Origin of the sequence: Paraburkholderia sp. NPDC080076 (genome assembly GCF_050281145.1) — a bacterium.
In the GTDB taxonomy this organism is placed as follows: Bacteria; Pseudomonadota; Gammaproteobacteria; order Burkholderiales; family Burkholderiaceae; genus Paraburkholderia.
In genome coordinates this window covers 484,709-509,831 of record NZ_JBNNWQ010000002.1, presented here as the reverse complement: position 1 = coordinate 509,831, position 25,123 = coordinate 484,709, and the positions used below count along the sequence as shown (strand labels likewise).

At 57.8% G+C, this 25,123-nt stretch carries 20 protein-coding genes; 11 read left to right on the top strand and 9 right to left on the bottom strand.

The window, feature by feature from the left end:
* The first annotated feature begins 12 nt into the window (after positions 1–12).
* The 3 genes from ACQKRQ_RS09645 to ACQKRQ_RS09635 all read left to right on the top strand — a co-directional run bounded on the left by ACQKRQ_RS09645 (position 13) and on the right by ACQKRQ_RS09635 (position 2,686).
* Positions 13–294, top strand: coding sequence for a hypothetical protein (locus ACQKRQ_RS09645; RefSeq protein WP_427476611.1), 282 nt, complete (start codon positions 13–15; stop codon positions 292–294).
* Between the two features lie 783 nt (positions 295–1,077).
* A complete protein-coding gene (locus tag ACQKRQ_RS09640; RefSeq protein ID WP_427476610.1) occupies positions 1,078–2,091 on the top strand; it encodes a hypothetical protein in 1,014 nt (337 codons plus the stop codon).
* A 13-nt stretch (positions 2,092–2,104) separates the two neighbouring features.
* Positions 2,105–2,686, top strand: coding sequence for a DUF2442 domain-containing protein (locus ACQKRQ_RS09635; RefSeq protein ID WP_427476609.1), 582 nt, complete (start codon positions 2,105–2,107; stop codon positions 2,684–2,686).
* Between the two features lie 166 nt (positions 2,687–2,852).
* Here ACQKRQ_RS09635 and ACQKRQ_RS09630 read toward each other — a convergent pair whose 3' ends face one another.
* Genes ACQKRQ_RS09630 through gabT form a run of 5 tightly spaced genes read right to left on the bottom strand, consistent with a single transcriptional unit; the run spans position 2,853 to position 8,420 of the window.
* Entirely contained in the window at positions 2,853–3,833 is a 981-nt protein-coding gene (locus ACQKRQ_RS09630) for a CobW family GTP-binding protein (RefSeq protein WP_427476607.1), read from the bottom strand.
* An 8-nt stretch (positions 3,834–3,841) separates the two neighbouring features.
* Positions 3,842–5,446, bottom strand: a complete 1,605-nt coding sequence (locus ACQKRQ_RS09625) for an amidohydrolase family protein (protein ID WP_427476605.1) — start codon at positions 5,444–5,446, stop codon at positions 3,842–3,844.
* A gap of 45 nt (positions 5,447–5,491) precedes the next feature.
* On the bottom strand, positions 5,492–5,830 hold the full coding sequence (locus ACQKRQ_RS09620) for a tRNA-binding protein (RefSeq protein WP_427476604.1): 339 nt from the start codon (positions 5,828–5,830) through the stop codon (positions 5,492–5,494).
* 28 nt (positions 5,831–5,858) lie between these two features.
* Positions 5,859–7,118, bottom strand: coding sequence for an aldehyde dehydrogenase family protein (locus ACQKRQ_RS09615; RefSeq protein ID WP_427476603.1), 1,260 nt, complete (start codon positions 7,116–7,118; stop codon positions 5,859–5,861).
* 3 nt (positions 7,119–7,121) lie between these two features.
* Positions 7,122–8,420 carry a 4-aminobutyrate--2-oxoglutarate transaminase gene (gene gabT / locus ACQKRQ_RS09610; RefSeq protein ID WP_427476601.1) on the bottom strand — a complete coding sequence of 433 codons (1,299 nt, stop codon included), beginning with the start codon at positions 8,418–8,420 and terminating at the stop codon, positions 7,122–7,124.
* A 257-nt stretch (positions 8,421–8,677) separates the two neighbouring features.
* Between gabT and ACQKRQ_RS09605 the strand changes: the two genes are divergently transcribed.
* The 6 genes from ACQKRQ_RS09605 to ACQKRQ_RS09580 all read left to right on the top strand — a co-directional run bounded on the left by ACQKRQ_RS09605 (position 8,678) and on the right by ACQKRQ_RS09580 (position 18,331).
* Positions 8,678–9,967, top strand: coding sequence for an MFS transporter (locus ACQKRQ_RS09605; RefSeq protein ID WP_427476600.1), 1,290 nt, complete (start codon positions 8,678–8,680; stop codon positions 9,965–9,967).
* Between the two features lie 48 nt (positions 9,968–10,015).
* Positions 10,016–11,578, top strand: a complete 1,563-nt coding sequence (locus ACQKRQ_RS09600; RefSeq protein WP_427476598.1) for a PucR family transcriptional regulator — start codon at positions 10,016–10,018, stop codon at positions 11,576–11,578.
* A gap of 137 nt (positions 11,579–11,715) precedes the next feature.
* A complete protein-coding gene (locus ACQKRQ_RS09595) occupies positions 11,716–14,682 on the top strand; it encodes an FAD-binding and (Fe-S)-binding domain-containing protein (RefSeq protein WP_427476596.1) in 2,967 nt (988 codons plus the stop codon).
* A complete protein-coding gene (locus ACQKRQ_RS09590; RefSeq protein WP_427476594.1) occupies positions 14,679–15,284 on the top strand; it encodes a hypothetical protein in 606 nt (201 codons plus the stop codon). Before ACQKRQ_RS09595 ends, ACQKRQ_RS09590 begins: the two co-directional genes overlap by 4 nt.
* 133 nt (positions 15,285–15,417) lie before the next feature.
* Complete coding sequence (locus ACQKRQ_RS09585; protein WP_427476592.1) at positions 15,418–16,800, top strand: aspartate aminotransferase family protein; 1,383 nt, start codon at positions 15,418–15,420, stop codon at positions 16,798–16,800.
* A gap of 58 nt (positions 16,801–16,858) precedes the next feature.
* Positions 16,859–18,331, top strand: a complete 1,473-nt coding sequence (locus ACQKRQ_RS09580) for an NAD-dependent succinate-semialdehyde dehydrogenase (RefSeq protein WP_427476590.1) — start codon at positions 16,859–16,861, stop codon at positions 18,329–18,331.
* 664 nt (positions 18,332–18,995) lie between these two features.
* Here the strand turns inward: ACQKRQ_RS09580 and ACQKRQ_RS09575 are convergent.
* The 3 genes from ACQKRQ_RS09575 to ACQKRQ_RS09565 form a co-directional block, all read right to left on the bottom strand.
* Positions 18,996–19,484: an Lrp/AsnC family transcriptional regulator gene (locus tag ACQKRQ_RS09575; RefSeq protein WP_427476588.1), complete on the bottom strand. Its 489-nt coding sequence runs from the start codon at positions 19,482–19,484 to the stop codon at positions 18,996–18,998.
* Between the two features lie 47 nt (positions 19,485–19,531).
* The gene (locus ACQKRQ_RS09570; RefSeq protein ID WP_427476586.1) at positions 19,532–20,257 is read right to left on the bottom strand and encodes a haloacid dehalogenase type II; all 726 of its coding nucleotides are present in this window, start codon (positions 20,255–20,257) and stop codon (positions 19,532–19,534) included.
* 114 nt (positions 20,258–20,371) lie between these two features.
* Positions 20,372–21,097: a haloacid dehalogenase type II gene (locus ACQKRQ_RS09565; protein ID WP_427476584.1), complete on the bottom strand. Its 726-nt coding sequence runs from the start codon at positions 21,095–21,097 to the stop codon at positions 20,372–20,374.
* 361 nt (positions 21,098–21,458) lie between these two features.
* Here ACQKRQ_RS09565 and ACQKRQ_RS09560 point away from each other — a divergent pair, with 361 nt between their 5' ends.
* Positions 21,459–22,415 (top strand): DMT family transporter, encoded by a 957-nt coding sequence (locus ACQKRQ_RS09560; RefSeq protein ID WP_427476582.1) that lies wholly within the window; start codon positions 21,459–21,461, stop codon positions 22,413–22,415.
* A gap of 651 nt (positions 22,416–23,066) precedes the next feature.
* Positions 23,067–23,495, top strand: a complete 429-nt coding sequence (locus ACQKRQ_RS09555) for a hypothetical protein (protein WP_427476580.1) — start codon at positions 23,067–23,069, stop codon at positions 23,493–23,495.
* A gap of 467 nt (positions 23,496–23,962) precedes the next feature.
* Here ACQKRQ_RS09555 and ACQKRQ_RS09550 read toward each other — a convergent pair whose 3' ends face one another.
* Positions 23,963–25,048 (bottom strand): porin, encoded by a 1,086-nt coding sequence (locus ACQKRQ_RS09550; protein WP_427476578.1) that lies wholly within the window; start codon positions 25,046–25,048, stop codon positions 23,963–23,965.
* Positions 25,049–25,123 lie beyond the last annotated feature (75 nt).

Below are 25,123 nucleotides of genomic sequence, written 5' to 3'. Positions count from 1 at the left end.
GGAGCCCGCACCATGAAGATAGCCGAACTGATTGCACTTCTACGCAACGCCGACCCAGGGGCCTCGGTTATGTTTGTGCCCCTTGGCGAGAGCGAAGAGGATGCCCAGGAGGTCAAGCTGGTTTCACCGAGTCCCGTTCAATGGACTCGTGAAAGCGGAATGGATAAGGGCCGACCATACGAGTTCTTTTACCCCGGCGAGCCTCATCGCGACCTGCGCACCGACAGCGAACAGGTCACCTACGAAAACGTGTCGGTCATGTTGCTTGCACCAGTCGAAGCGACTCCGCGCTAAGTGCCAGTATCTCCACCATTGCTGACCATAGCGCACTAACGGTCAACGATATGGGGTGAAAGAGAGAACTCGCCATGAAACTCGAAGACCGAGTTGCTCGCTCCATCGCCCGACGGAAATCCGTGGTGATTCTCCGCTCGGAGTTGTCCAACCTTGGAAGTCCGGCTCAACTCAGCCTGGTCTTATCCAATCTGGTCAAGGCGCAAAGGCTAGTGCGAGTAGGCGTGGGAATTTACGCAAAAAACGCGATTAAACAAGTTTACGCATGAGCTTGCGCCGGCCGCCACGTTTGAGGAAATAGCGGCGGGAGCCTTTCGCAAGTTAGGAATTGATGTCACTCATGGCAAGCCCGCCCGCGAGTACAACGCAGGAAAAACCACCCAAGTGCCAATGCTAGCAGTAGTAGATACCGGGCACCGGCGTATCACGCGGCGGATTTCTCTCGGCGGCAGGTTTATCAGCTACGAGCGAAACGGCAAACGCAGGCCCAAGGAGCAATGACCGTGAAAGTACGAGACATGCTGTGTCGCTTGCGAAACGCGGACCCCGATGCGGTCGTGCTCTGGCGACCACCTTGGGCTGATGCGAGCGACGCAGAAGAAACCTGCGAAGTGGTCCTCGTGCACGAGGCGTGGACGTGCGAACGTCACCGCGCGACTGACGGCAGCACTTCCGATGCCCATCATCCATCTGGCCACGGCTTGTCGCTCGGCTGGGACCAATCGACCGATGAGCAGTCGACTGAGCGGCTAGTCATCTTGTCTCCCGTGCCAGGAGCTTCGTATGAGTGACAGCGGCTGGGACATTGCCATGCGCCGTATTGACGCCGAGTTCGACCTCCCCCAATTCGAAGCGTCAGCGCTTGTGCGCAGAATCGCCGCGAACAGATTCCGGCTACCGACAGCGGACCGCGCTAAGTTCCAAAAGCTCCCCGATAAGGTGATTGCTCGCATAGAAGACATTGTTTTCGAGGCGTACCTTGAGGCCGGTGACGACGTTGGCGGTGAAATTCTGCGGGACCACTATTGGCAACAAGCGTTGGCCGCGCGGCGCGAAATGATTGCAAATGGGGAACTGCTGACACCGACTGAATTCAAAAAACGCATCGGCCTAAGCGAGAAGCGACTGGCGCGGTTGGTTGCAGAAGGGAGTGTCTTTACCGTCGACGTCGATGAGACTGCATACTTCCCCGCGTTGTTGGCCGACCCGTTGCTGAATCGCAAGCGGTTGCAGACAATTTGCCGAATTATCTTTCCTGCTGAACCGATGAGTCGACTTGATTTTCTGACGTCGCGGCGAGGTAGCTTGGGTAACCGCCGTCCGCTCGACATGCTCGATAGCGACGATAATTTCAAATCGCTGAGTCGTCTAGCTGAGGCTTGGGCCGCGGAGTGGTCGCGCACCGCCGTTAAGATGTATGAGGGTGAGCACCAAAGTGCGCCAGGCGATGTTGAACCTCTGTACACAGCGATAGTAGAAATCGACCCTCGGAGAGCACTGTGGGAACGCGCATCGGAGGCGCTGCATGTCCATGGATACCAGTGGCCACTTGGGCCGTACCCCGACGTTCGGCAATTTACGCTTTTTGTTGAGCTACAACCAGCTGGAGATGCTACGCCGACACCGGAAGCCTGCGTGCAAATCGTTGTCGACGGCGATTACATCCAAGTCCGCATCGTCGCTGCCCCGGGCGCTGTGCTGCATTCATCAACGGTGCCTGGTAGCAAGGACAAGAGCTTTATCGAAGTTGCAAAGCGTGTCATCGCTCACTTCCTCACGATGAGCGCGGGCCGCTAAGGAAGGGTGTCAAATGATAAGTCGCATCCGGCCGATTGCAACCAAAGTACTCGTGGAAGAGGACAGCTTGAGTGTCCTCCTAAAGCACGGGGGCTCGCTGCACCTCCCATTGCGATTGTTTCCAAAATTGTTGACGGCAAGCCCTGAGCAACGTAGCGACGTTCGCATCTCCGCGTCTGGCGCGGGCTTGCACTGGAACCAACTCGACGAAAACCTCAGCGTTCCGGAATTGATGCAGGAAGCTGAGCGTCGTCATCGCGACGAACGGCTTAGCTCACAGGTGCCTGCCGATTTTCCGTGGGACCCAACGCCTGCACTGCTATCAGGCTCGCAGCCAAAACTTGCGGGGCGTTGGATTGATGGGAGACTTATTGTCGGCTTGACTGCGGAAGAACGATGGGTCCGTTGGGATATGTGCGAAGACTTGGCCCAGCAACTGGTGCCAAAAACCCTTAAAGACGCAGCGAAATACCCTGAGCATTCGCGCGACGTAACGCTAAAGCGGATTAGACGAGCGGTTGAAGGCAAAAAATGGACGGAGCGTGTTGAAACGGATTGGCTTATGGAAAGGCTGCGGGCCCTGCTTGGCTGGTGACAGGCAACAGCATGAAGGCTCACATGTGCATCGATTTTGATGCCAGTGTGGTGCGAGAACTGGCTGCTGCGGGCGGCGGCTATCTTCGCAAGCGCTAAGCGCAGGGCATGCGCTTGCGAACGCGGGAAGCCTCCCTCGAAGACAAGACGCACATCACAAAATCTCTTTATTGAAGGTTGAACCAGCTCACCCGGTGCTCCATCGGAACCAACTCTAAATCCTGGATTCCGCAGTCCCGGGCGATGACAATTGCTCCGAGCGGCACCGCCGCGTCGGAATTAAGACGGCGAGGCGCAGAGAACGTCGTGCCTACGCTTTGCAAGAGAACCCGGTCATTACTTCCTTCTCCCGGCACAATTGCTTTTATTCTCAACAGTCGCTCCCCAAGCGCGCCAGCTATGTTTTCCAGCCAGTCCAACGCGGATTCCCAAGGCAAATCCTCCTCGAACTTTGCACGGAACACCCGGATTCTCGGATGGAGCAGACGCCGTCGCACCTGCTGCCTAACCTCTCCGTTTCCAATGGGAGAGCCGGTGTCGCCGAAGGATAGAAACGCCTTCCGTGCGCGAACTGACGACGAGAATTCGTCAACGATTCTTGCTACTGGATTTGCGGACGCAACCACTCCTAGCGCCTCGTCGCGTCTCTCGTTTGATACGAGGTCCATCTTGGTAAGAACAATCGTGTTGGCTGCAGCCAGCTGAGCTGCGGCGTCTTCAAATTCGGAAGTCTGCAACGCAGGCCGACTGCAATCGTAGGTCGTAATTAAATGGAGCTTCAGCCGGAGGTCCGCTAGTTCCTGCAATGACGAGACTATGGGACCGGGGCGCGAAAGCCCACTGCACTCGAGAATAATTCGGGAGAGGGGACCTTGCCCCGTGAGCCGACGAGACTCGACAAGGTCTTGGACGGTAGTGACGAGGTCGTTCGTCAATGAGCAGCATACACACCCGTTGCTAAGCGTCGCCATCGACATGCCACGGGCCGATTCAGAAAGAATCGCTCCGTCAATGTTGATTTCGCCTGCTTCATTGACGATGACGGCAGTCTCGGACGCGTTCTCGCTTGCAAGCAAGCTTTCGAGCAGTGAGGTCTTGCCGCTGCCCAGCATCCCCGAAACGATGACGAACTGAGGTCCGGATTGCATGTTGTCCCTCATTGCGCGCGCCGGTTCTCTGACAAACCCGGCCAGCTGCCAGCGACCATCTCGCGGACATCGGAAAGCAGTTCATCCACGTCAAAGACCATACCTGCTCTGATTGTCTTTTGCAGACATCGCTTGTGTTCTGGACCATTCGTCTGTTCATTCAAACGGATGGTGCCAGTGCCGTAAAGCAGCTTGAAGTCAGTCAATGGGTTCTGGTCATGGACGAGGATGTCTGCACGCTTGCCAACTTCCAGAGTACCCGCGTCGTCTTCAATGCCGAGAAGCTCAGCTGCATGAGACGTCGCTGCGCGCAGCACCTCGAGCGGTGAAAAACCTGCTTCCTGGAAGAGCTCAAGTTCCCGAACAAAGCCGAAGCCGTAGACTTGATACATGAAACCTGAGTCGCTACCGGCGCAGACTCGTCCGCCGCGATTCTTGTATTCGTTGAGGAATGTCATGAGGATGCGGAAGCTCTCCTTCCACTCAACCTCGTTTTTCACCGACCACCGGTAAAAATACGCGCCGTGTCCGCCGCGTTGCGGCTGGAAGTATTTCCACGTCGTACTGTCCGTGTACTCATCGTGCCATTCGGCGCGACGTACACGCATAAGGTCGCGGTTACTGTCATAGACGTTCATTGTCGGAACGAACGTATGTCCAGCCTCCAGGAAGGCTTCGACGACCTCGTTCCACTTCGCGCTGCCCGGCTTCGCCGCTTGCAGAAAAGTCTGCCCAGCAGTTGCAAAGCGCATGTATTCGTCGTTGTAGTTGTAGTCGTCGTCGACCGTCTGGAGCGTTCGACCGTCAAACAACGCTTCCGGAATGCCGTACGAGTGCTCAGTGCTCGTCAGGCCCCAGCGCGCAGTCCGCAAAGCATTCATCCGTCCGACTGAAAGCTGTGCGTGGTGGCAGCAGGAGCGTAGACCGAGCTTCTTGCATTCGTCCAGGGCGGCTTCCATGATTGCCGGTGGTGCGCCAAAAAATTTCACGCCGCGCGCGCCTTTCGCGTGCGCCCTGCGCAGCCACTCCCGTCCTTGCTGCGGCGTGTAGATAGTCTTCAGATAGTCGTTGACCGCCGGGAAATAGACGTAGGGGTACAACGTCGGAGCGGCGATTTGTCCTTCATCTGCGGCTACAGCCTGCTGCTGGGTCCAGGCAAGGCCGTTCATGGTTCCCGCCTCGCGTACGCTCGTTACGCCATGCGCAAGCCAGAGCTTGTAGATGTAATCCGCAGGCATCATCTCGCCATTCGCCGCATGGAATGGTGTCCCAACATGCGCGTGGCAATCTACAAAACCCGGGGTGACGAATTTACCCGTACAGTCAATCTCATGGTCGCCGGCTTCCGGACGGCGTACTGGGTTGATGGGCAGACCGGGAACCCCAACGGCAGCAATCTGAGTAATGCGTCCACCTTCGACAACGATGTCCGCCGGACCCCAGGGAGGCGCACCCGTGCCATCAATGACCATTGCACCGCGCAGCACGAGCCTCTGAAAAGGACCCGTGCCACGGTCGCGCGTCGTTGCCGCCTGCACCTGACCTAACCCTTTCTTGGCAAAACCCGCGACCATCTCTTCGCCAACTTCGATTTCCGCTATGGGCGTGTTCATGCCGTCTCCATCCTTTAATCGCCCTACGCGGGCATCCGATAGTCGTTAAAACACTTTCGTGCCAGGTGCGATGTCGCGCTCGGGCTTTAGATAGACAACAGAGCCGTCTGCCTGCTCAACGCCGAGCATCAGTACATCAGACTTGAATCCACCGATACGGCGGCTTCCAAGGTTCACAGCGCAGACGACCATTTGACCCATTAGCTCTTCCGCTCTGTAGAGTGCCGTATATTGACCGCTGCTCGCCAGTTCTCCGAGTTCGCCGAAGTCAATCCAGATTTTGTACGCGGGCTTACGCGCTTCGGTGTTGAGTTCGACTCGGGCAATACGACCAGCACGCATGTCGACCATTGAGAAAGCTTCGAAAGGGGTAGTCTCGCTCATGTTGGGACGATTCAAAAAGGTTTGCAATCTAGTTGCTGTTGTAGCTGCTCGGTCTCGACCAGTCGCCGCGCTCGCCTGTAACTGACGGTGTCAGCGTATTGGTTGTGAGGCACATCGTGCGAGGAAGTTCTGATTGGTGACCGAACCTGATGACAGGAAGAATCGGGCCTTCGGCCTCTTCGACACAGACGCGCATGAACGGCTTCGCATGGTCCAGAACAATGGGTTGAATCAGCCGGCCATCCAAGACAACCAGACCGGCCGCGAGCGTTGCACCGTCGAGCAGCGCGTCGTCGACTTGCTCGGATACAAAAGCGGCGGCCACGTCGTCTATGACGGGTCCAATCTGGGTCTGTTCATCGACCGGGTCGCCGATATGAAGTCGGGCCGCCCTGTCGATTAGGATTGGGACAAGAGCATCGGCGACCGAGTTGTGCACATACAGGCACGATACGCGCTCGGGGCCAGCGAGAAGAGGGGGGAGGAATACCCGCTCGATAACCGCATCACATCCGGCGTCAATGTCAGCATCCGCATCTATCACCATCGGAGCCCGGTCGCTCTGAGAAATCTTCACGGGCACGACGGCTTCATGGCATGCACGCGAAACATAAGACCCCACATCGCGGCTTCCATGGAATCGCACTTCGGTAACGTGCGAGCTCCTGAGTGCGGTTCGCAGCATACCGATTGCGTTGATTGAAGGCGCAACGCACAGGAGTTTGTCGAGATTGCCGCCCTCGGCCCAAAGCGATGCAAGCGTTCGCGAAGCCAATGGAGCCCGCGAGGACGGCTTGATGACAAGGGCTCGCCCTGAACTCAATACTGCGATTGCCTCTTTAACTGTCGCAAGGACTGGGTCACGCCAGTTCAAAATGGAGAAAGCTGACCGCGCTGCGGTCCAGTCGCGCACGAGCGGAATCGACGGACAAGAACAGTAAGCATTCAGCGCCGCCAGAGCAGTTGCCACCTCAACCCGTGCAAACCGGATGGGCTTCCCCGTCTCGAGACTGACGACGCGCGCCAATTCTTCATGTTGGGAGCCAATCTTGCCTGCCCAACTAAGGAGCCGTTCCTGAATTGGATGAGTGTTTTGCAGGTTCCCTGCGACGCGTGAACCCTCGTCGAAGCTCGATGCTAGCGTTTGAACGTCGATGTCCGGCGCGCGACCTATGACGGTGCCGTCATAGGGGCTCAGAACGTCGAAACGACGCGTCGCACTTGTCCCCGCACCGGAATGGCAAACATGCCTGGCGAGTTCCGGGGCGTCGTTTTGGCCGTCACGCATCGCTCAGGTTGCAGCTTTCGCAGCAGCGACTGCTCGCCCGAACATCCCAAGCGCGTCAGATACATCCTGGTCAGACACGGTGAGAGGCGGCAGAAAGCGAACCACGTTGCGTTCAACGCCGCACTTAATCAGCAGCAGACCTTCTTCGCGGGCGGCGTCGAGGATACGCTGCACAATTGCGCTATCAGGGGTTCTGGCTGGTTGGTCGGACACGAACTCCACCGCGACCATCGCGCCAGTCTGGCGGATTTCCCCCATCTCTGGATGCGTCACCTGGAGTTTCTCCAGACCGGCACGAAGTTGCTCGCCGATTTTCACGCTGCGCTCAAGGAGGTTTTCCTGTTCGAAAATGTCGAGTACGGCGTTGGCCGCAGCGCAAGCGAGCGGATTGCCGCCATACGTACCACCCAGCCCGCCTGGTTGCGGCGCATCAACAATCTCGGGCCGGCCGACCACGCCAGAGATGGGCAAACCACCTGCGAGGCTCTTCGCTACCGTCACAAGGTCGGGCTGGATACCAGAGTGCTGGAAGCCGAACATCTTGCCAGTACGACCGAAACCCGTCTGAATCTCGTCGCAAATCAACACAATTCCGTGCTTTCTTGTCAGCTCGCGTAAGGCCTGCATGAACTCCGCCGGCGCAGCGAGGAAGCCGCCATCGCCCTGGACCGGTTCGAGAATAATTGCTGCCACCCGGTCGGCTTGAATTTGCGTGCTGAAGATTGTTTGCAGCGCCTTCAGCGCGTCGTCCGATGTGATGCCGTGATACGCATTCGGGTACGGGGCGTGATACACGTCCGGCGCGAACGGCCCGAAGTTCTGCTTGTAGGGAGCGCTCATACCCGTGAGCGACATGCCAAGGAGCGTACGGCCATGGAACCCGCCGCGGAATGCAATCACGCCCGGGCGGTTCGTGTAGCCGCGAGCAATCTTGATTGCGTTTTCGACCGCCTCGGCACCCGTGGTCAGAAACACCGACTTGTAACCTTGGCCCGGAGCAACCAGCTCGGATAGACGCGCGGCCAGGCGGATATACGGCTCGTAGCCGACGACCTGAAAGCACACGTGCGAGAACGACTCGAGCTGCAGTTGCACTGCCGCGACGATGGCCGGGTGGTTATGCCCGACGTTCAGCACGCCGATACCGCCGACGAAATCGAGGTATTTGCGCCCCTTTTCGTCCCAGAGGTAGGCGCCGGCTGCACGGCTGGCAATGATTGGATGTGCTGTTGCAACTCCGCGCGCGACAAACGTGTCGCGAAGCGCAGCAGTGCTCTGGCTCTTGTCGAGTTCCTTGTTCATGAAATCACCTCCCTGAGATGGAATCCATGGTAGGTAGCCACAAACCCTGGGAACATCTACGAAAAGTAGGAATTCGTAGTCAGACTTTCATCTTTTTTGGCGAAATTAGTACTTGATGTACTAAGCTTGAAGCTTCCGTTCCTACCAAAGGTGGGTAGTTATGCGATTTCTGGCTGAGTTCAATGGGATACGGCAGGGCTCCCGACCGGGAACGCGCCGACCATTGAAAAGAGCTTGAGCACGCATTGGGAGCGGAGATGAACACAGTGAATCTGGCAGGAACCTACCTGGATGAGAAGTCTGCGCGACGGCGCGCGATTGTCGCAACCGTCCTCGGCAACGGCTTCGAATGGTTTGACTTCATGGTCTATGGCTTCTTTGCCATCACCATCGCGAAGCTTTTTTTTCCGACCGGTAACGACCTGACATCGCTGATGCTCTCGGTTGCGACATTCGGCGTCGGCTTTCTCGTTCGTCCCTTCGGCGGCATCCTCATCGGCATTTACTCCGACCGCGCTGGCCGCAAAGCCGCCCTGTCCTTGACCATCCTATTGATGTGCGCAGGTACGGCCATCATCGGACTTACTCCGACTTATTCGCAGATTGGGATGGCCGCCCCTTGCCTGATTGTTCTCGCACGTCTGTTGCAAGGCTTCTCGGCCGGCGGTGAGATGGGTACGGCTACAGCGTTCCTCACGGAACACGCGCCCAAGGGCAAGAAAGCGTACTACTCGAGCTGGATTCAAACGAGCATCGGTTTCGCCGTGCTGCTGGGTGCCTGCTTCGGTACAGGTATTACGCTTGGGCTCTCCACAGCTGACATGGAAAGCTGGGGTTGGCGCATCCCGTTTCTGTCCGGCTTGCTTATCGGACCTATCGGCTTCTACATCCGACGTAACCTCGAAGAGACGCCGGTCTTCTTGAATGAAACTGACAAGTCGAAGACGCCGTTGGCCGATGTGCTTCGCGACTATCCGAAGCAAGCCTTCGCAAGTTTCTCCATGGTCGTGCTCTGGACGGTCTGCATTTATGTGATTCTCTTCTACATGCCGACCTTCTCAGTGAAGGTTCTCAAGCTTCCGCAGTCGGCATCGTTTATCGCTGCAATGGTCGGCGGTGGCGTCATCACTTTCTTATCGCCTTTCACCGGCTGGTATTCCGACAAAGTCGGGCGCAAGTGGCTTCTCGGCGGGGCTTCAGCAGCGATGCTTGTGCTCGCTTGGCCGATGTTCGCGATGATTGTAAAAGCACCGTCGGTCGCTACCTTGTGCGTATTCCAAGCGGTGTTCGGCGTACTCATCGCGATTTACACGGGACCCATCCTTGCCGCGCTGTCCGAGACGTTTCCGAGCAAAGTGCTTTCGACCGGCCTCTCGGTTGCCTACAATATGGCTGTGATGACGTTCGGTGGATTCGCTTCGCTTATCCTGACGTGGCTCATCAGCGCGACTGGCACACCTATGGCGCCCGCGATTTACGTAATTTTCGCAGCGGCCTTCAGCCTGCTCGGCGTACTTCTTGGTTACCGACAGCCCAAAGAAATCTAACAGCTGCCGCGGTGTCGCGCTGATACCGCGGTGACATTATTCGCCGCCATGAAGCTTGCCACCGCGATTCGTGAAACTGTCTTACGTGAAGCAGAAGTCGTTGCGGGCCAGGAGAACCTTCAGCGCGAGATTACGTGGGTCCACATGGTCGACCATCCCGACATCGTCAACTGGGTCAAGCCGGGCGAATTGCTGCTGACGACCGGCTACAACTGGCCGAACGATGCTGATACGTCGCGACGGCTGGTACGTGACCTGGGTAAAGTCGGACTCGCAGGCGTCGTACTGGCGGTCCCGCATTTTCGCGACCACTTCCCCCCAGAAGCCATCGACGAGGCTCGCAGCGTCGGCCTGCCTCTCCTGGAGCTGCCGTGGGACGTCCAGTTCAGCCAAATCACCCACGAGATACTCGCGAAGATAATTTACTTCCAAGCCGAGATTATCGAGCGCTCGGAGCAGTTGCACCGCGCGTTAACTAATGCGGCGATGACGGCACTCAGCCTGAGTGACATCGCGAACACGCTGCGAAAGCTCGTGGGCCGCGAGGTCACATTCACGAATCTGTCCGGCGAGCTCCTCGGCACTTCCGCGACCGAACCTGACGCACAATCGCTGGAAGAGAAATTCGTTGCCTCTCTTTCGGATTCGCCCATCGACGCGAAAAACTCACAAAGACCCACTCGCATCAAGTTTCAAATCGCCGACCGTGTTGTCTATCGGCTGCGACTCCCTGTTCGCCTCCACGATTCTCTCGTTGCGGTTCTTTGGCTTGATTTGGACGGCTCGGACGCTGATGAGCTTGACGCGCGTGCAATGGAGCACGCGAGCGTCGTAGCCGCGTTGCATCTAATGCACCAGCAACAACTCACGCAACAGGAAGACCGCTTGGGGTTCGCGCTCGTGGCGGGTTTACTTGACGGCGAATTCACCGCGACGCCCAGTGCACTTGAACGGGCAAAGGTATGCGGTTGGAGTGAGACAAGCCCGTACCGAATCTGTCTCGTGCTTCTCGACGAACCCATACCCCTTACGACGGAGGGTCTCAACCGCCGCGAGCGTTGGGTTGGAGCGCTCAAACATCAGCTTCGCGCGAACGGGCAGCCCGAATTGCTTGCGATATGGTTGAACCAGATAAAATTCATCCTTCCCGTGGATGCATCGCCCGAAGCATTATGGGACGCAATCCGCGACCAACGCGCGGCCCTGGCAGTCAGCCGCGTTCACACGGGCATTGACGGGATGGCGACAGGTTCAAAAGACGTAGATGCCTTGCTACCCACGTTGCGGCCCGGGAGATTACATCGGTTCGACGAGATTCTGTTCCCACGTGCGCTTCTTGGCGACGCGAACGCACGCGAGATGCTCATTGAGCGGCTCGTCACACCCCTCGTCACGCGACCACGCGGCGAATCCCTGCTTGAAACGCTGGGCACGCTCGCCGATGAAGGCTTTCAGTTGGTCAATGCGGCTCGCTCGCTCGGCATCCACATCAGTACGATGCGCTACCGCCTCGAGAGAATCGAAGAAATTCTCAACGTCACACTCGAGGACCCCAAGGTCCGTTTCCAGGTTCAAGTCGCCATGACCCTCTACCGTCTTCGGGAAGACTGACCCGCGCGTTCCTACTTCTAATAGGAAGACTTCCACTTTGTGTCGCGCTTTAATTGGGAATGACGCGGGATGTCTCGACAGACGTAAGGTCTGCGCCAAGGACTCCTCTCGCCGCTCCTTCCGTTTTTCGCGACCAAATGAATTCGAACTTGTCCTCCTCACGCCCCGACCTCAACAAGCTTCTTTCTTTGCAGCGCCAACTCGCTCAGACGACGGACGCCGAGATTAGGTTCGATGCCGGGTCTCGAGCGGCATACGCTTCCGAAGCATCGAACTACCGACAGGTTCCGATAGGCATCGTCTTGCCGCGTACAGTCGAAGACGTCATCTCTGTGATGCGTGCATGCCATGAGGCGGATGTACCCGTACTCACACGCGGCGCGGGCACGTCGATGTGCGGTCAAGCCGTGAACGTTGCGGTGATTATCGACACGTCTCGTCACTTGACCCGGATTGAACAACTTGACGCCGACAGCCGGACCGCCGTGGTTCAACCGGGCGTCATCTGCGACCAGCTGAAGAGCGCTGCTGCGCTCAAGGGTTTGACGTTCGGCCCGGACCCTGCCACGCACAGCCGTTGCACCATCGGCGGTATGGTTGGCAATAATTCCTGCGGGGCCCATTCGGTTATGGCCGGCAAGACGGCTGAGAACATCGAGTCGATGGAAATCCTGACCTACGATGGAGAAAGGTTCTGGGTCGGGCCAACGGACGAGGCTGCATTTGAGGCACATTTGGCCGCCGGCGGTCGCCGCCGAGAGATTGTTCAGGCTCTACGCGACCTGGTCGACCGTCACGCGGACGAGATTCGTGCGGGATTCCCCAAGCTCAAGCGCCGAGTCTCGGGCTATAGCCTTGACCAGTTGCTGCCAGAGAATGGCTTCAACATTGCCCGCGCACTCGTGGGCTCGGAAGGCACATGTGTCTCGGTCTTGCGCGCGACGACGACCCTCGTGCGCAACCCGACGGCTCGGGTGCTTACCGTTTTCGGATTTCCCACTATCTTTGACGCTGCCGACTGCGTTCCCCAACTGCTGCCGCTCGAACCCATTGCGATGGAAGGGCTCGATACAGGCATCGTCGGCGGCTTGCGTGAACGAGGGCTCGCGCTTGCTGACATCGCTGAGTTGCCGGACGGCAATGCATGGCTAATGGTCGAATTCGGTGCCGACAATCTCGAATCGGCACTGCAGCGCGCGCAAGCGGCGGCGGACCTGACCTCCTCGCTGCCCGGTTGCCCGAATGCGCGCGTGGTGTCCGATGCGACCTTGATGAAGCGGCTCTGGTCGGTCCGAGAGACCGGCGCGTCCGCAACGTCCATTGGCGATGACCCTTCGAAGCCGGACCCGGTGGTCGGCTGGGAAGACGCAGCGGTCGAGCCGCGGCTGCTGGGCGCGTATCTTCGAGAGTTCGCAGCGTTGGTCGAGCGTTACGGTTACACGACCAACATGTACGGCCACTTTGGCGACGGCTGCATTCATTCGCGTATCAACTTCGACCTGCGCAACGGCCAGGGCATTCATGCCTGGCGCCAGTTCCTGGAAGAAGCGGCGAAGCTTGTCGTCAAGTACGAGGGTTCGCTGTCTGGCGAGCATGGCGATGGACAGGCCAAAGGCGAGTTGCTCTCGCTGATGTACTCGCCGGCACTCATGGATGCGTTCCGCGAGTTCAAGTCCATCTGGGACCCGAAGAACCGGATGAATCCCGGAAAGCTCATCGATGCGATGCCTGTCGACGAGAACCTGCGGCTTGGCCCCACCTATCGTCGTGTCGACGTACCCAGCCACTTCTCGTTCGGGAACCTTCAGACGCCGGATACTTTTGCGCGCGCCACCGAAAGGTGCATCGGCATGGGGAAGTGCCGCTCCCTTGACGGTGGGACGATGTGCCCCAGCTATCGCGCAACCCGCGAAGAGAAGTATTCGACGCGGGGCCGCAGCCGCCTGCTGTTCGAGATGCTCAAGGGCGAGGTCATCACTGACGGGTGGGACAACCCGGACGTCAAGGACTCGCTGGACAACTGTCTCGCATGCAAGGGATGTCGCAGCGATTGCCCGACGCATGTCGACTTGGCCAAATACAAGAGTCACTTCCTGTATGAGCACTATCAGAAAGCCAAGCGTCCGCTGATGGACACGATGATTGGACACATCGGCACATGGCTGCCTATAGCAACTCGCATCAGTGGCGTCGTCAACACCGCGATGAAGATGCGGCCGTTCCGAGCAGTAGCAGAGAAATTCGGGCTCGCATCGCACGTCAAGTTTCCTGCCGTCGCATCATCGGCCTTCCGCAACAGCGAAACCTGCAGACAGCTCGCGCAGGACACTCACACGCTGAACGGCGAATTTAGAACTGTCTTGCTGTGGACCGATACGTTCAACAATGGGTTCTCTCCTGAAGTCCTGGAAGCGTCTGTCCGAGTGCTGCAGTCGTACGGTGTGACGGTCCGGCTCATGAGCAAGCAGATTTGTTGCGGGCGTCCCTACTACGACGCCGGAATGCTGGACCACGCCAAGCGCAATCTCGTCGACATCATGGCGGAACTAAAGGAGGTCATCGCCCTGAAGTTGCCCGTGGTTGTTCTCGAACCCAGCTGCCTCTCGGTCTTCCGGGACGAACTGCGCGCGCTTTTTTCTAGAGACGAAAAAGCTGCCGTGCTGGCTACCTCCGTCAAGACGCTGGCCGAATACCTCGAGGCAGAGGGCTTCGATGTTCCGAAGCTCGACGAGAGCGTCTATGTACACGGGCACTGCCACCAAAAAGCCTGCGGCGGAGTGCAAGCAGAGTCCCGCCTTGTCGGCAAAGCCGCCCAATCAGGAGCAGTGCTGCAGACAGGATGTTGCGGGATGGCTGGCGCATTCGGTTACCACACGAAGACTGCAAACGTCGCGCGGTCTGTTGCCGAATCTGAGCTTGTACCAAAAATCCAACCCCTCGATGAGAACGCAGTGCTGGTGAGCGACGGTTTCAGTTGTCGTTCACAGATTCGGAACACCACGGGACGCTCCGCGATACACCTCGCGCAGTGGCTCGATGGCAGGGCTAGAAAAAGTCTAGCACTACGCCCCGTCAAACGTTCCACACTGGAAGAAACTGTATGAATCGTAGAAACTTCACCTGTCTCACCGCATTGGGCGCTTCGGCCGTTTTCCTCTCTCGGACGAGCAACGCTGCTACGAACGTCAATACCAATAGCCCGTCGGCGACGCTTGCCCAAGGTCAGACCGCGATTCGACAGGCGACGTCGAGAGACTCTGCAATTCAAGCGTGGCTCGAAGTCGTCAAGCTGCGACTGCCGTTTCTTCAGGCCACTGCACTCGTGTCGCGCCCACGCCCAGATGCCCCTAGAGAACTTGGCGCGGTGAGACGGATTTACTCAACGGTCCCCAGCGCTTATCCCGTGGGCGGATGGAAGCAGCTCTCGGGGTCTGATTGGGCTCGGAAGGTGCTCGAACGAGGCGACATTCTCGTGGCCAACAGCGACGTAGACCTGGCGCATTACTTCCCTGACCATCAACTGCTCAAGTCGCTTGGCACCGCCACTCTCATCAACATTCCTGTCGTCGTCTGCAAAAGGACGGTCGGCGCATTCGCCTTCATGTGTGCGGAAGTCGTTCCCGAAAGCGCGATAACCGAAGAAATTCGGCTGCTGACCGCACTGACCGCGCCGCTGTTCTCCGACGACCTAGTGCCGACAGCCTGACCAGACAGCAGAAAATGCCGCACAGAACGCCGAGTTGAATTGGTGAGCCCTTTGATGACACGGACGGGCGAAACCAAATTCCGGAGCCTCCAGATACTCTGAGGCTAGGCCGAAACCTATCAAGGATTGTGAAATGTCACTAGCAACGCTTATTGAGTCAGACCGCAAGCATCTCATCCATCCAGTCGCGAACTACCGCGCACATGAGAAGCGTGGCGTCACCGTTCTGGAGCGCGGCAAAGGCGCTTGGTTGTACGACGCCGAAGGCAATGAGCTGCTCGACGCGTTCGCGGGACTCTGGTGCGTGAACACCGGCTACGGTCACGAAAGCATCGTCAAAATTGCGGCGGAGCAAATGGCAAAGCTGCCATACGCGACCGGCTACTTCCATTTCGGCTCTCAGCCAGCAATCGAGCTTGCACAGCGCCTCGTAGAGCTTTCGCCGCAGAGTCTTCAACACGTCTACTTCTCGCTGGGCGGCTCGGACGCAGTGGACTCCGCACTGCGTTTCATCACCCATTACTACAACGCCATCGGCCGGCCTAGCAAGAAGCACTTCATCGCTCTGGAACGTGGCTATCATGGCTCGTCCTCCATTGGTTCAGGACTGACTGCAATCGCCAGCTTCCATCGGAACTTCGATGTGCCGCTGCGGACTCAGCACCACATTCCGTCACCATATCCGTATCGCAGCGGGACGCCGGACGATATGCAAGCCATCATCGCAAGCTCGGTGAAAGCGCTTGAAGACAAAGTCGCTCAACTCGGCGCTGACAATGTGGCGGCATTTTTCTGTGAGCCTGTCCAGGGTTCGGGTGGCGTCATCGTGCCGCCGAAGGGATGGCTCAAGGCGATGCGCGACGCGTGTCGGCGCCTGGACATCCTCTTCGTCGCGGACGAGGTCATTACTGCCTTCGGCCGTACAGGTCCGATGTTCGCGTGCGAGACCGAAGGAGTGGAGCCCGACCTCATGACCATCGCGAAGGGCCTGACGGCTGGTTACGCTCCGATGGGCGCTGTCCTGATGTCTGACGCCGTGTACCAAGGCATCGCCGACGGCAGCAAGCCCGGCGAAGCAATCGGTCACGGCCAAACGTACTCCGCGCACCCCGTGAGTGCAGCCATCGGACTCGAAGTGCTGCGCCTTTACACCGAAGGCGGCCTTCTGGCGAATGGGCAAGCGCAGGCGCTGCGTTTCGCGAATGGCCTCGACAGTCTTCTCGACCACCCACTTGTTGGTGACTCACGCCACGCTGGCCTTCTGGGCGCAGTGGAGCTGGTTGCGGACAAGGCGACCCGAGCACGCTTCGACCCCGCGCTGCACCTCGCCGACCGGATTTTCGACGCCGCTGCTCGCAACAAGATTATCTTCAGGGCGTTTGGCGACAATATTCTCGGCTTCGCGCCGGCCCTCTGCTACACGGCGGGCGAAGTCGACATGATGGTGGAGCGGGTTCGCAAAACGCTCGATGACGTTCTGGAAAGCGCCGACGTGCGCCGCGCGATTAAGAGTTAACGCCCGTTTCAGTAAGTTGCACGGGTGATAAGCAACGTATTCTTTGAGGGTATCGAGTATGGAACTGAGACTGAAACGTGAAGAACTTCTGCGTCGGCAGAACCTGATTGGTGGCGAATGGACGGATGCGGCCAATAACGCCCGGTACGCGGTTACGAATCCCGCTACCGGTGAACTCATCACCGAAGTTGCAAACAGCGGAAAGGCCGACGCACATGCGGCGACGGACGCGGCAGCAAAAGCGGCCAAGGACTGGCGTGAACGTCTGCCCCGCGAACGTGCCGAGATTATCCGCTGCTGGCACGCCCTCATTATCGCTAACACCGAGGACCTTGCGACAATCATGTCCATGGAACAGGGGAAGCCGATGGCTGAGAGCCGCGGTGAAGTAGCCTATGGCGCATCCTACGTCGCCTGGTTCGCAGATGAGGCAACTCGCATCTACGGCGACCTCATCCCGCAACAACAGCGCGGCAAGCAGATGCGCACCATCAAAGAGCCTGTCGGGGTTGTCGCGGCCATCACGCCGTGGAACTTCCCGCTCGCGATGATTGCTCGCAAGATTGCTCCTGCTCTGGCAGCAGGCTGCACGGTCGTCGGCAAGCCCGCCGAAGACACACCGCTGACGGCCCTCGCGCTTGCAGCGCTGGCTCAAGAGGCGGGTGTTCCCGCCGGCGTTCTCAACATGCTCAGCGCGTCACGCGACCAAGGCATCGAAGCGGTCGGAGACTGGCTTGCCGATGACCGCGTCCGCAAGATTACGTTCACGGGCTCCACGGCGGTTGGGAAGTATCTCGCTCGCGAGTCGGCCGGCACGCTGAAGAAGCTTTCGCTGGAACTGGGCGGAAACGCTCCCTTCATCGTCTTCGACGACGCGGACCTCGATGCAGCTGTGGTTGGGCTGATGGCGGCCAAGTTCCGCAATGGTGGCCAGACGTGCGTCTGCCCAAACCGGATTTATGTGCAGGCGGGCGTCTTCGACAAGTTCGCTGAGCTCCTCGCCGCGCGCGTGGGCGCCCTGAAGGTCGCGCCAGCGACCGACCCGCAGGCGCAAATCGGGCCGATGATTAACGCAAAAGCAATCGACAAGATTGACCGTCACATTACGGATGCTGTTTCGAAGGGTGCGACCGTTTTGACCGGCGGCAAGCGCTTGACCGAGATGGGCCCGAACTACTACGCACCTACCGTGCTCGCGCATGCGACGGATGAAATGCTCGTTACCTGCGAGGAGACCTTCGGGCCTGTGGCTCCGCTGTATCGCTTCGAATCCGAAGATGAGGCGATTCGCCTCGCCAATGACACGCCTTTCGGTCTCGCCGCATATTTCTACACCCGCGATATGCGACGTGCTGAGCGGGTCTCACGCTCGCTCGAGGCAGGAGTCATCGGACTGAACGAAGGCGCGGTAGCCAGCGAAGCGGCGCCGTTCGGCGGTGTCAAGGAGTCGGGTTACGGTCGCGAAGGTTCGAAGTACGGCCTTGACGATTATCTGTCCATAAAGTACATCTGCCAGGGCGGTCTCGACTAAGCTATCTCAGCTCAGCCGTGAGGCCATCGTCTTAAAAAGACGATGGCCTTTATCTTTGCTTCCTCAGAACGTCTGGCGAACGCCGACGCGCACAAGGACCTGGTTACTCGTGCTCGATGGCGTCGCGAATGCCATGGCCGCCACTGCAGACTTGCCAGTCGAATCGGTGCCAATCGCATGTTTCCAGGCTGCGATTGCATACAGCGAAGTACGCTTCGAAGGGTCGTTACTCAGCACAGGTTGACCTGACTGTACTTCGCCGTCTCCGACGGGGGGTTGAGCAAGTGCTCAACTGGGGATGCATCCGTCTGTCAAGAGAGGGGAAAGAAAATATTCAGTGGCACCGAGCTGGCAGCGCGGAGGCGCACCACCTCCTAAAGGCTGTCGCCCGACCGTAGTTCATGTGATAACCGAGCGCAAGAACTGCCTTGTGATTAAGGTAGCATTGGCTCTGGTCAGTTCGTACGACGTCCTGCGCAGCGTTAATCTCACCGGTAGCTTCGACTTGGCGAAGCACTTTAGCCGCCTTGTCAGGCCTAGTTCCAAACAGATTTGCGACCTGATGAAACTCGAACCAGGCCGTGTCTTCATCCAACTTGCCGTGAATTGTCCTGCTGCTAGACGCGCAAATATACCGAACCATCGTCATCCCGCACATGCTCCACTAGTCGTCGTCAGATAGCAGCTTGTCGAGCGGCACTGTCTGCTTGACGAAGGGTGACCGAATCACGATATAACTAAAGTACTTCTCGATTCCGATATTGCGGTCAACCAGCTTTTCGATGACTTCCTGGTAGTGCCCGATGTTCTTGACGATGGACTTCAGCAAGTAATCGTATCCGCCACTGACCAAGTGACACTCTGTAATCTCATCGAAGTCCCGCAGGTTTGCTTCGAAGCGCGTGAAGTCATCGCGCCGGTGGTCATGCAGCATGATTTCGGTGAACACGGTCACCGTGCTGGTCAGCTTGGCCAGGTTCAAGTGCGCCCCGTAGCCAGAGATGATTCCCGCTGCTTCTAGGCGCTTCACACGTTGCAGACAAGGGCTCGCAGACAACCCAACGGCACTGGCGAGGTTGGCGTTTGTCATGTTGCCGTTCTTCTGCAGTTCGGCAAGGATTTTGATGTCAGTCCGGTCAAGCTTTTGTCGCATATCGTGCTTGTTCGAATTGGCTGGTGTGTCAATCGAAGGCGACCTTCCTATCCGCCAGCTAAGTCCTCGTGGTGCGCCTTGACCAGTTGAGCCATGCTCGTAAACTTGTAGTCAACGGATGGTTCGACGGAATACTTCACGTTTGCGCCGGACCCACGCTGCTCGTAGCGGCGCTGAATCCAGCATGAGCGAAGTTGCAATTCGCTCGCAGGCTCATGGTCGTGGTAGACGCTATCCGCGACGTGCAGTGTATCGCTCTTCTCAACGCCCATCGATGATAGCGTTGAGAACAGGTATTCGAAATTGTTTCGAGACGGTTTGTATGAACCGACATCTTCGGCCGTCACGATTGCGTCGAAGTCGACAGCAAGCTTCTCGTTCGTCGTCTTGAAGCTGCGATTGTCGACGTTGGATACAACTACCAGCTTGAAGTATTTCTTCAGGTATTGAAGCGTGCTGGCCGAATCGGGAAATGCTGGCCAATCGCCAACCGATGCTCCATACGCGACCGCCTCGTCCCAGTTGTAGCTCGCGCTCCACTCCTCGGCCAGCCTCTTGAAGACCACCTGAAGAAGTCGGTCATATGGCATGGCCGGTGTGACTTTCTGCTGATACGACTCATGGCGCGCGTGTGCTTCAAGAATTTCATCACGCGCGAGAGGTTTAGCGGCTCGAGACGCCAACTCCGACAGACCCGATGCGATACCTGACTCCCAATCAATCAGAGTCCCGTAGCAGTCAAATGTGAGTGCCTTGAAATCCGTCAAAGCCACAACGCCCCCTATATTTCAGTCGCTTGGAAAGCATATCGGACCTACAACAGTAGTCTCGTCCGCACCTGGTCACGGGCACCGCCGCGTCGCCACTGCTGACGAGACAACATTGCCTTACTTCTTCGCCAGCGCTTCCTGGTGCGCCTTCGCGAGGTCCGCCATGCTGTTGAAGCGGAAGTCGATGTTCGGCTGCGAACCCGGGTCCATTGTCGCACCGAAACCAGACTGCGAATGACGGCGATAAATCCAGCACGATGCCAGACCGAACTCGTTCGCGGGTTTGTGGTCGTGAAAGAGGCTTTCAGCCGTGTGGAGGATTTTTTCCTTCTTGATGCCACGGTCACCAAGCTTCTCGAGCATGTACTCGAAGTTGCGCGGCGACGGCTTGTAGGAGCCGACGTCTTCGGCCGTGATGATGGCATCGAACTCGACCTTCAGCTTGGTATTGCTGTAGGTGAAGCTTTCGTTGTCGATGTTCGACAAAATGACCAGCTTGTAGTGCTTCTTCAGGTACTGCAGGGCTTCGGCGCTGTCCTCGAACGCCGGCCAGTTCTGCACCGAGCGACCATAGGCCACGCATTCCTCATGCGTGAACGGAAGGCCCCACTCCTCGGCCAGGCGCTTGTAGACGATAGGCAGCAACTCCTGGTAGCGCTTCGCCGGCGTGTATTTCTGCTGCGACGACTCGTGACGAGCATGTGCCTCCAGAACTTGGTCGCGCGTGAGCGGCGTCTTGGCGCGCTCAAGCAGGGGCCTCAGGCCTTGGAAGATGCCACTCTCCCAGTCAATCAAGGTGCCGTAGCAGTCAAAGGTCAGGGTGTCGAAGTCGGTCAGTTCCACGGTTACTCCTCTCAGATGTCCATGATGGAGACCACAGTCTATTGAGCAAGTGCGGCAAGCAGAACTTTAATCCCGCCACCGAACGGCAGCTTTCACTGACTTTAGGCCGCTTCCCGGCAGGTTCTGCTGCTGCGTTTTGAATGACTGACCAAGATAGGTATTTTCCCCTAACGTTGCCTGCCTCGGCCACCCTTAAAAGCCTGCTAGGCGCCAACATCAAGCAAGGTGACACGAGTTTCTTCGCCTGCTCCCCTTCTTCCGACGCTACGAGACATACGAAACGCCTCGAACAGTTTTCTATCTGGCGACGGAAGACAACCCCGGGCGAGTCCTGCAGATTCAGGCAATTTGGAGAGGCGAGATGGCCGTACTCGGTGTTGCGATTACCGTCCTGATGTGGAGCACGCTGGCAACCAGCGTCGACCTCCTGCACGGGACGCCGACCCTGTTCGTGAATGGCGTTGCGCTGACGATTGGTGGACTCATCGGCTTACCATGGGCGCGGCACTGGAAACTGCCGCTCGGTCTCCTGGTCGTAGGCGCGGGCTTGATGTTCGTCTATCACGTCATCTACTTCTACGCGCTGCAACTCGGCGACCCGATTGGTGTAAGCCTCCTGCATTACCTGTGGCCGATACTCACCGTCTGCCTTTCTGGTTTTCTGTCTCCCCGCGAGGAGAGCCCTCACACCCTATATGCCAGCGCTCTGCTCGGTTTCGGCGGAGCAGCGGTCGCATGCTGGTCTGTTCAGCAGCCGCTGCAGGCAACGGATGCATCCGGCTCCATCGGCCAGCACGTGCTCTGGCAGGTGGTTGCCTACGCGCTCGCCTTGCTTTCGGCGTTCGCTTGGGCCGGGTACTCGGTTCTCGGCAAGCGCTACAGCACTGTATCCAGCCATTCGGTCGGTGCATTTTCTCTTCCTGCAGGCTTGGCGTGCTTGGCGCTACATTTCTCAACGGGACAATTGCCCACATTGGCAGCGCAAGACTGGCTGGTTCTCGTCTACATGGGCTTAGGCCCGATGGGATTGGCGTTCTACCTCTGGGACTTCGGCATGAAGAAAGGGAACACCAGCATGACGACCGCCTTGAGCTACGCGACGCCTGTCCTCTCGACAATCTTCCTCGCTTTGCATAGCGCGCAACCGCTCTCAGTAACCTTGTGGTGGGGCGTTGCGATGGTCACTGTCTCAATCATTCTTGCTCGGGCCGGCATTCAGACCAAGGAAGTCAAGAAGGGCCACGGCGAGGCCGAAAGCAGCACCAACCCAAGCGGTAGGGCTGGCCGCTCGGACGGACCCAGTGCCGACTCGCGCTAGGAGTCTGACAACTGCGCTGCGAACAAACCGAAAACCGCTGCGAAAGAGCCCGCGAGAAAGCCAGCGGCTGCGAACAAGGCCCCGGCGAAGAATGCTGCTGTCGCCAAGAAAGCACGCGAAGGTCAGTCGTGCAACTGGTTAGCATGGAGGCACCTCTCGTGCGTTTGACATCAGTCGAGCGCCAGCGAAGTCAAGGCGCCCCTGCCGCGAAAAAAACCGACGATAGCCGTATTCCGTTACTACAATCCAAATTAGCCAGAACCCGCCGAGGACAAGCGCATGGGCAGACCACCAAGTCTTGACTTGCGCGCGAGTTGAACCTCTCACCTACCTGGTTGCGTCCCAGCTTCTTGCGAAGACGACTACCGGGGGAATGGCTGGCCGTCGAGCACGTCGTAGAGTCGGAACGCGTTTGGCTATCAGCAAACGCCGGCGGCGCCGACTGGTCACAACGCGCCTCACTTTCAAGTTGGCGCAGCAGTCGGCACAGCGCCTTGAAGGGTCGATGCCGTTTGAACTGGATGCTGCTTCTGCGACTTCAATGTTTTGTGAGAACCCACGGCTTGATTTCCGGGCACCGTTCATTCGAAGCGTCTAACGATACTGCCTCAATCACTTGGTTGTCAGCAACTCATCGCGGAGGTGCACATCATGGAGACATGGCTGGACAAATACTTTGACAATCCTCAGCAGGTGGGCATGCGGCTGTCAGCAATGACAGCTACGTTCGGACATGAACTGGGCGAGCCGCAGTTCCTCTTCTACCTCCAGGCGAACATGAGTTATCACTCTCGGCAAGCGCGTCGAGGGCCACCTTGGATACTACTGGCACCGCGCTATGCGACTCAAAGCATTCAGGTGGAAAAGAAGATTGACCTCGTGAACGTTGGGTTCGAATTGTCGAACCTCATTGAGCGTGTCGAAATTGTCCGAAACTTCGGTGGTGGTTATCTCGTGAAGGTGGGCATCCAAGGCAGCCCCCGCGTCTTTGTGCCCAATTTGGCGACAGACATGCGACTATCCGGTCTCGACGAGGGCGCGTGGCATTACGACATTGTCATCAGCGAACCGTTTTCGTAGTTTTCAGGCAATTGCGTGGAGACAGAAACTGATGCGGCAAATGTTGCAGCCGACGCCAGCGTGACCTAGAGGCCGAAATCCAGTTGTATCGACGGTGAAAGCGAGGCGGCCTACAGCAGGCGACGTGACCGAAACCTGCGCGATTCAAAGCGTGAACTGACGTAGCTTGTCCGAACAGTGTGTGATTCACTGCAAACCTGTCCGAAAACTGTGTCTTTCTGGACGAGTTAGGTCTGCCGGTACCAGCGCAAGAGACAGGAGCGCAAGTTACCGGGACGTCGGGGATACGCCGATGGATGATGAAAATCGGGTGCGGTGTTGATGATGTGGCCGGTGTCAGCACATGTGACCAGGAGTCGCGGAATGGATTGGCCTCGTGGTCGCTCGGGCTACCTTTAGACGCGGACGCGTGCCGCCAACGCATTCAATCTTTTGCAATCCGCGGTGTCCCGGCGACCAGGACCGGCCTAGAACGAATGCACGATTCCGACAACAACCGCAAGTTGGTTCGCACCGGTCGCGACTGGGGTGGTCGACCCTGTTGCACTCAAAGCAGATTTTTCGCTGTTGATGACGTACGTTATATCTGTGTACAGCATGGTGCGTTTCGATAACAGGTAGTCTGCGTTGACCCCTGAGCTCACGGCGTGCGCAGAAACTGTTCGAAATGCGTGATAGTAAGAGGCCGCCGATACTTGAAATGCCGGCGTTATCTTATAGCGGAGGCCTCCAAATGCCATCGTCTGAGGCGGGGAGGCGGCAAGCGTAGCGGCAATGTCGTTCAAAAGAAGTTCGTAACCAGCGTACAAGGTCGCGTCACCGATGGTCCACGAACCGCCCGCGAGATAGCGTCGTTCGCTGTTTCCGGACGAGGCGCCAGTCGTGCCTTGGCGCTGCTCATAAACCAAACTCAGATTAAACGGGCCTTGCCGGTACCGGCCACCGACATCAAATTGCTTGCCAACACGAAACTCTCCTGGGACCTGGGCACCGTTGGTAATCGTCGAATCGTAGCCAAAACTGTAAAGCGCGTTGAGCTCGAATGGGCCAGCATGCCCCAGATACTCGAGCGCATTATCTGCGCGTCCAACAAACTGCGAATCCTGCGCGGAAAGTCCATAGCTGGAATAGTTGAGCGGGTCGAGCGTCAAGAAGAAACGATACATCGGCGTCATTTGCCGGCCAGCCATGACGGCGCCAAACTTGTCGCTCTCCAGTCCGACAAACGCCTGGCGGCCAAACAGCCGACCCCCTTGCTGCAATGTCCCGTTATTCGTCGCAAAGCCCGATTCGAGTGTGAAAATCGAGCGCAGGCCTGCTCCTAAGTCCTCCTTTCCGGTGAAGCCCCAACGAGAATTGATACGATTGCCGGTGTTTACGCGAAATACGTTGCCGGGGCCTTGCTTGGCAGCATGAGTTACGTATTCGACACCCGAGTCAACAATGCCGTATAGCGTTACCGAGGACTGAGCGTGCACCGCGATACTCGCCGAAGAACATATCGTAGCGGCGAGCACAGTCCTTGCCAGTTGGGTAGTGTGGTTCGATTTCAAGCTTATCTCCTTGTATATATTTGTAGGTGTACTAATTCATGGATTTGCATGTGGCCGAACTGCTCGACTCGCGTC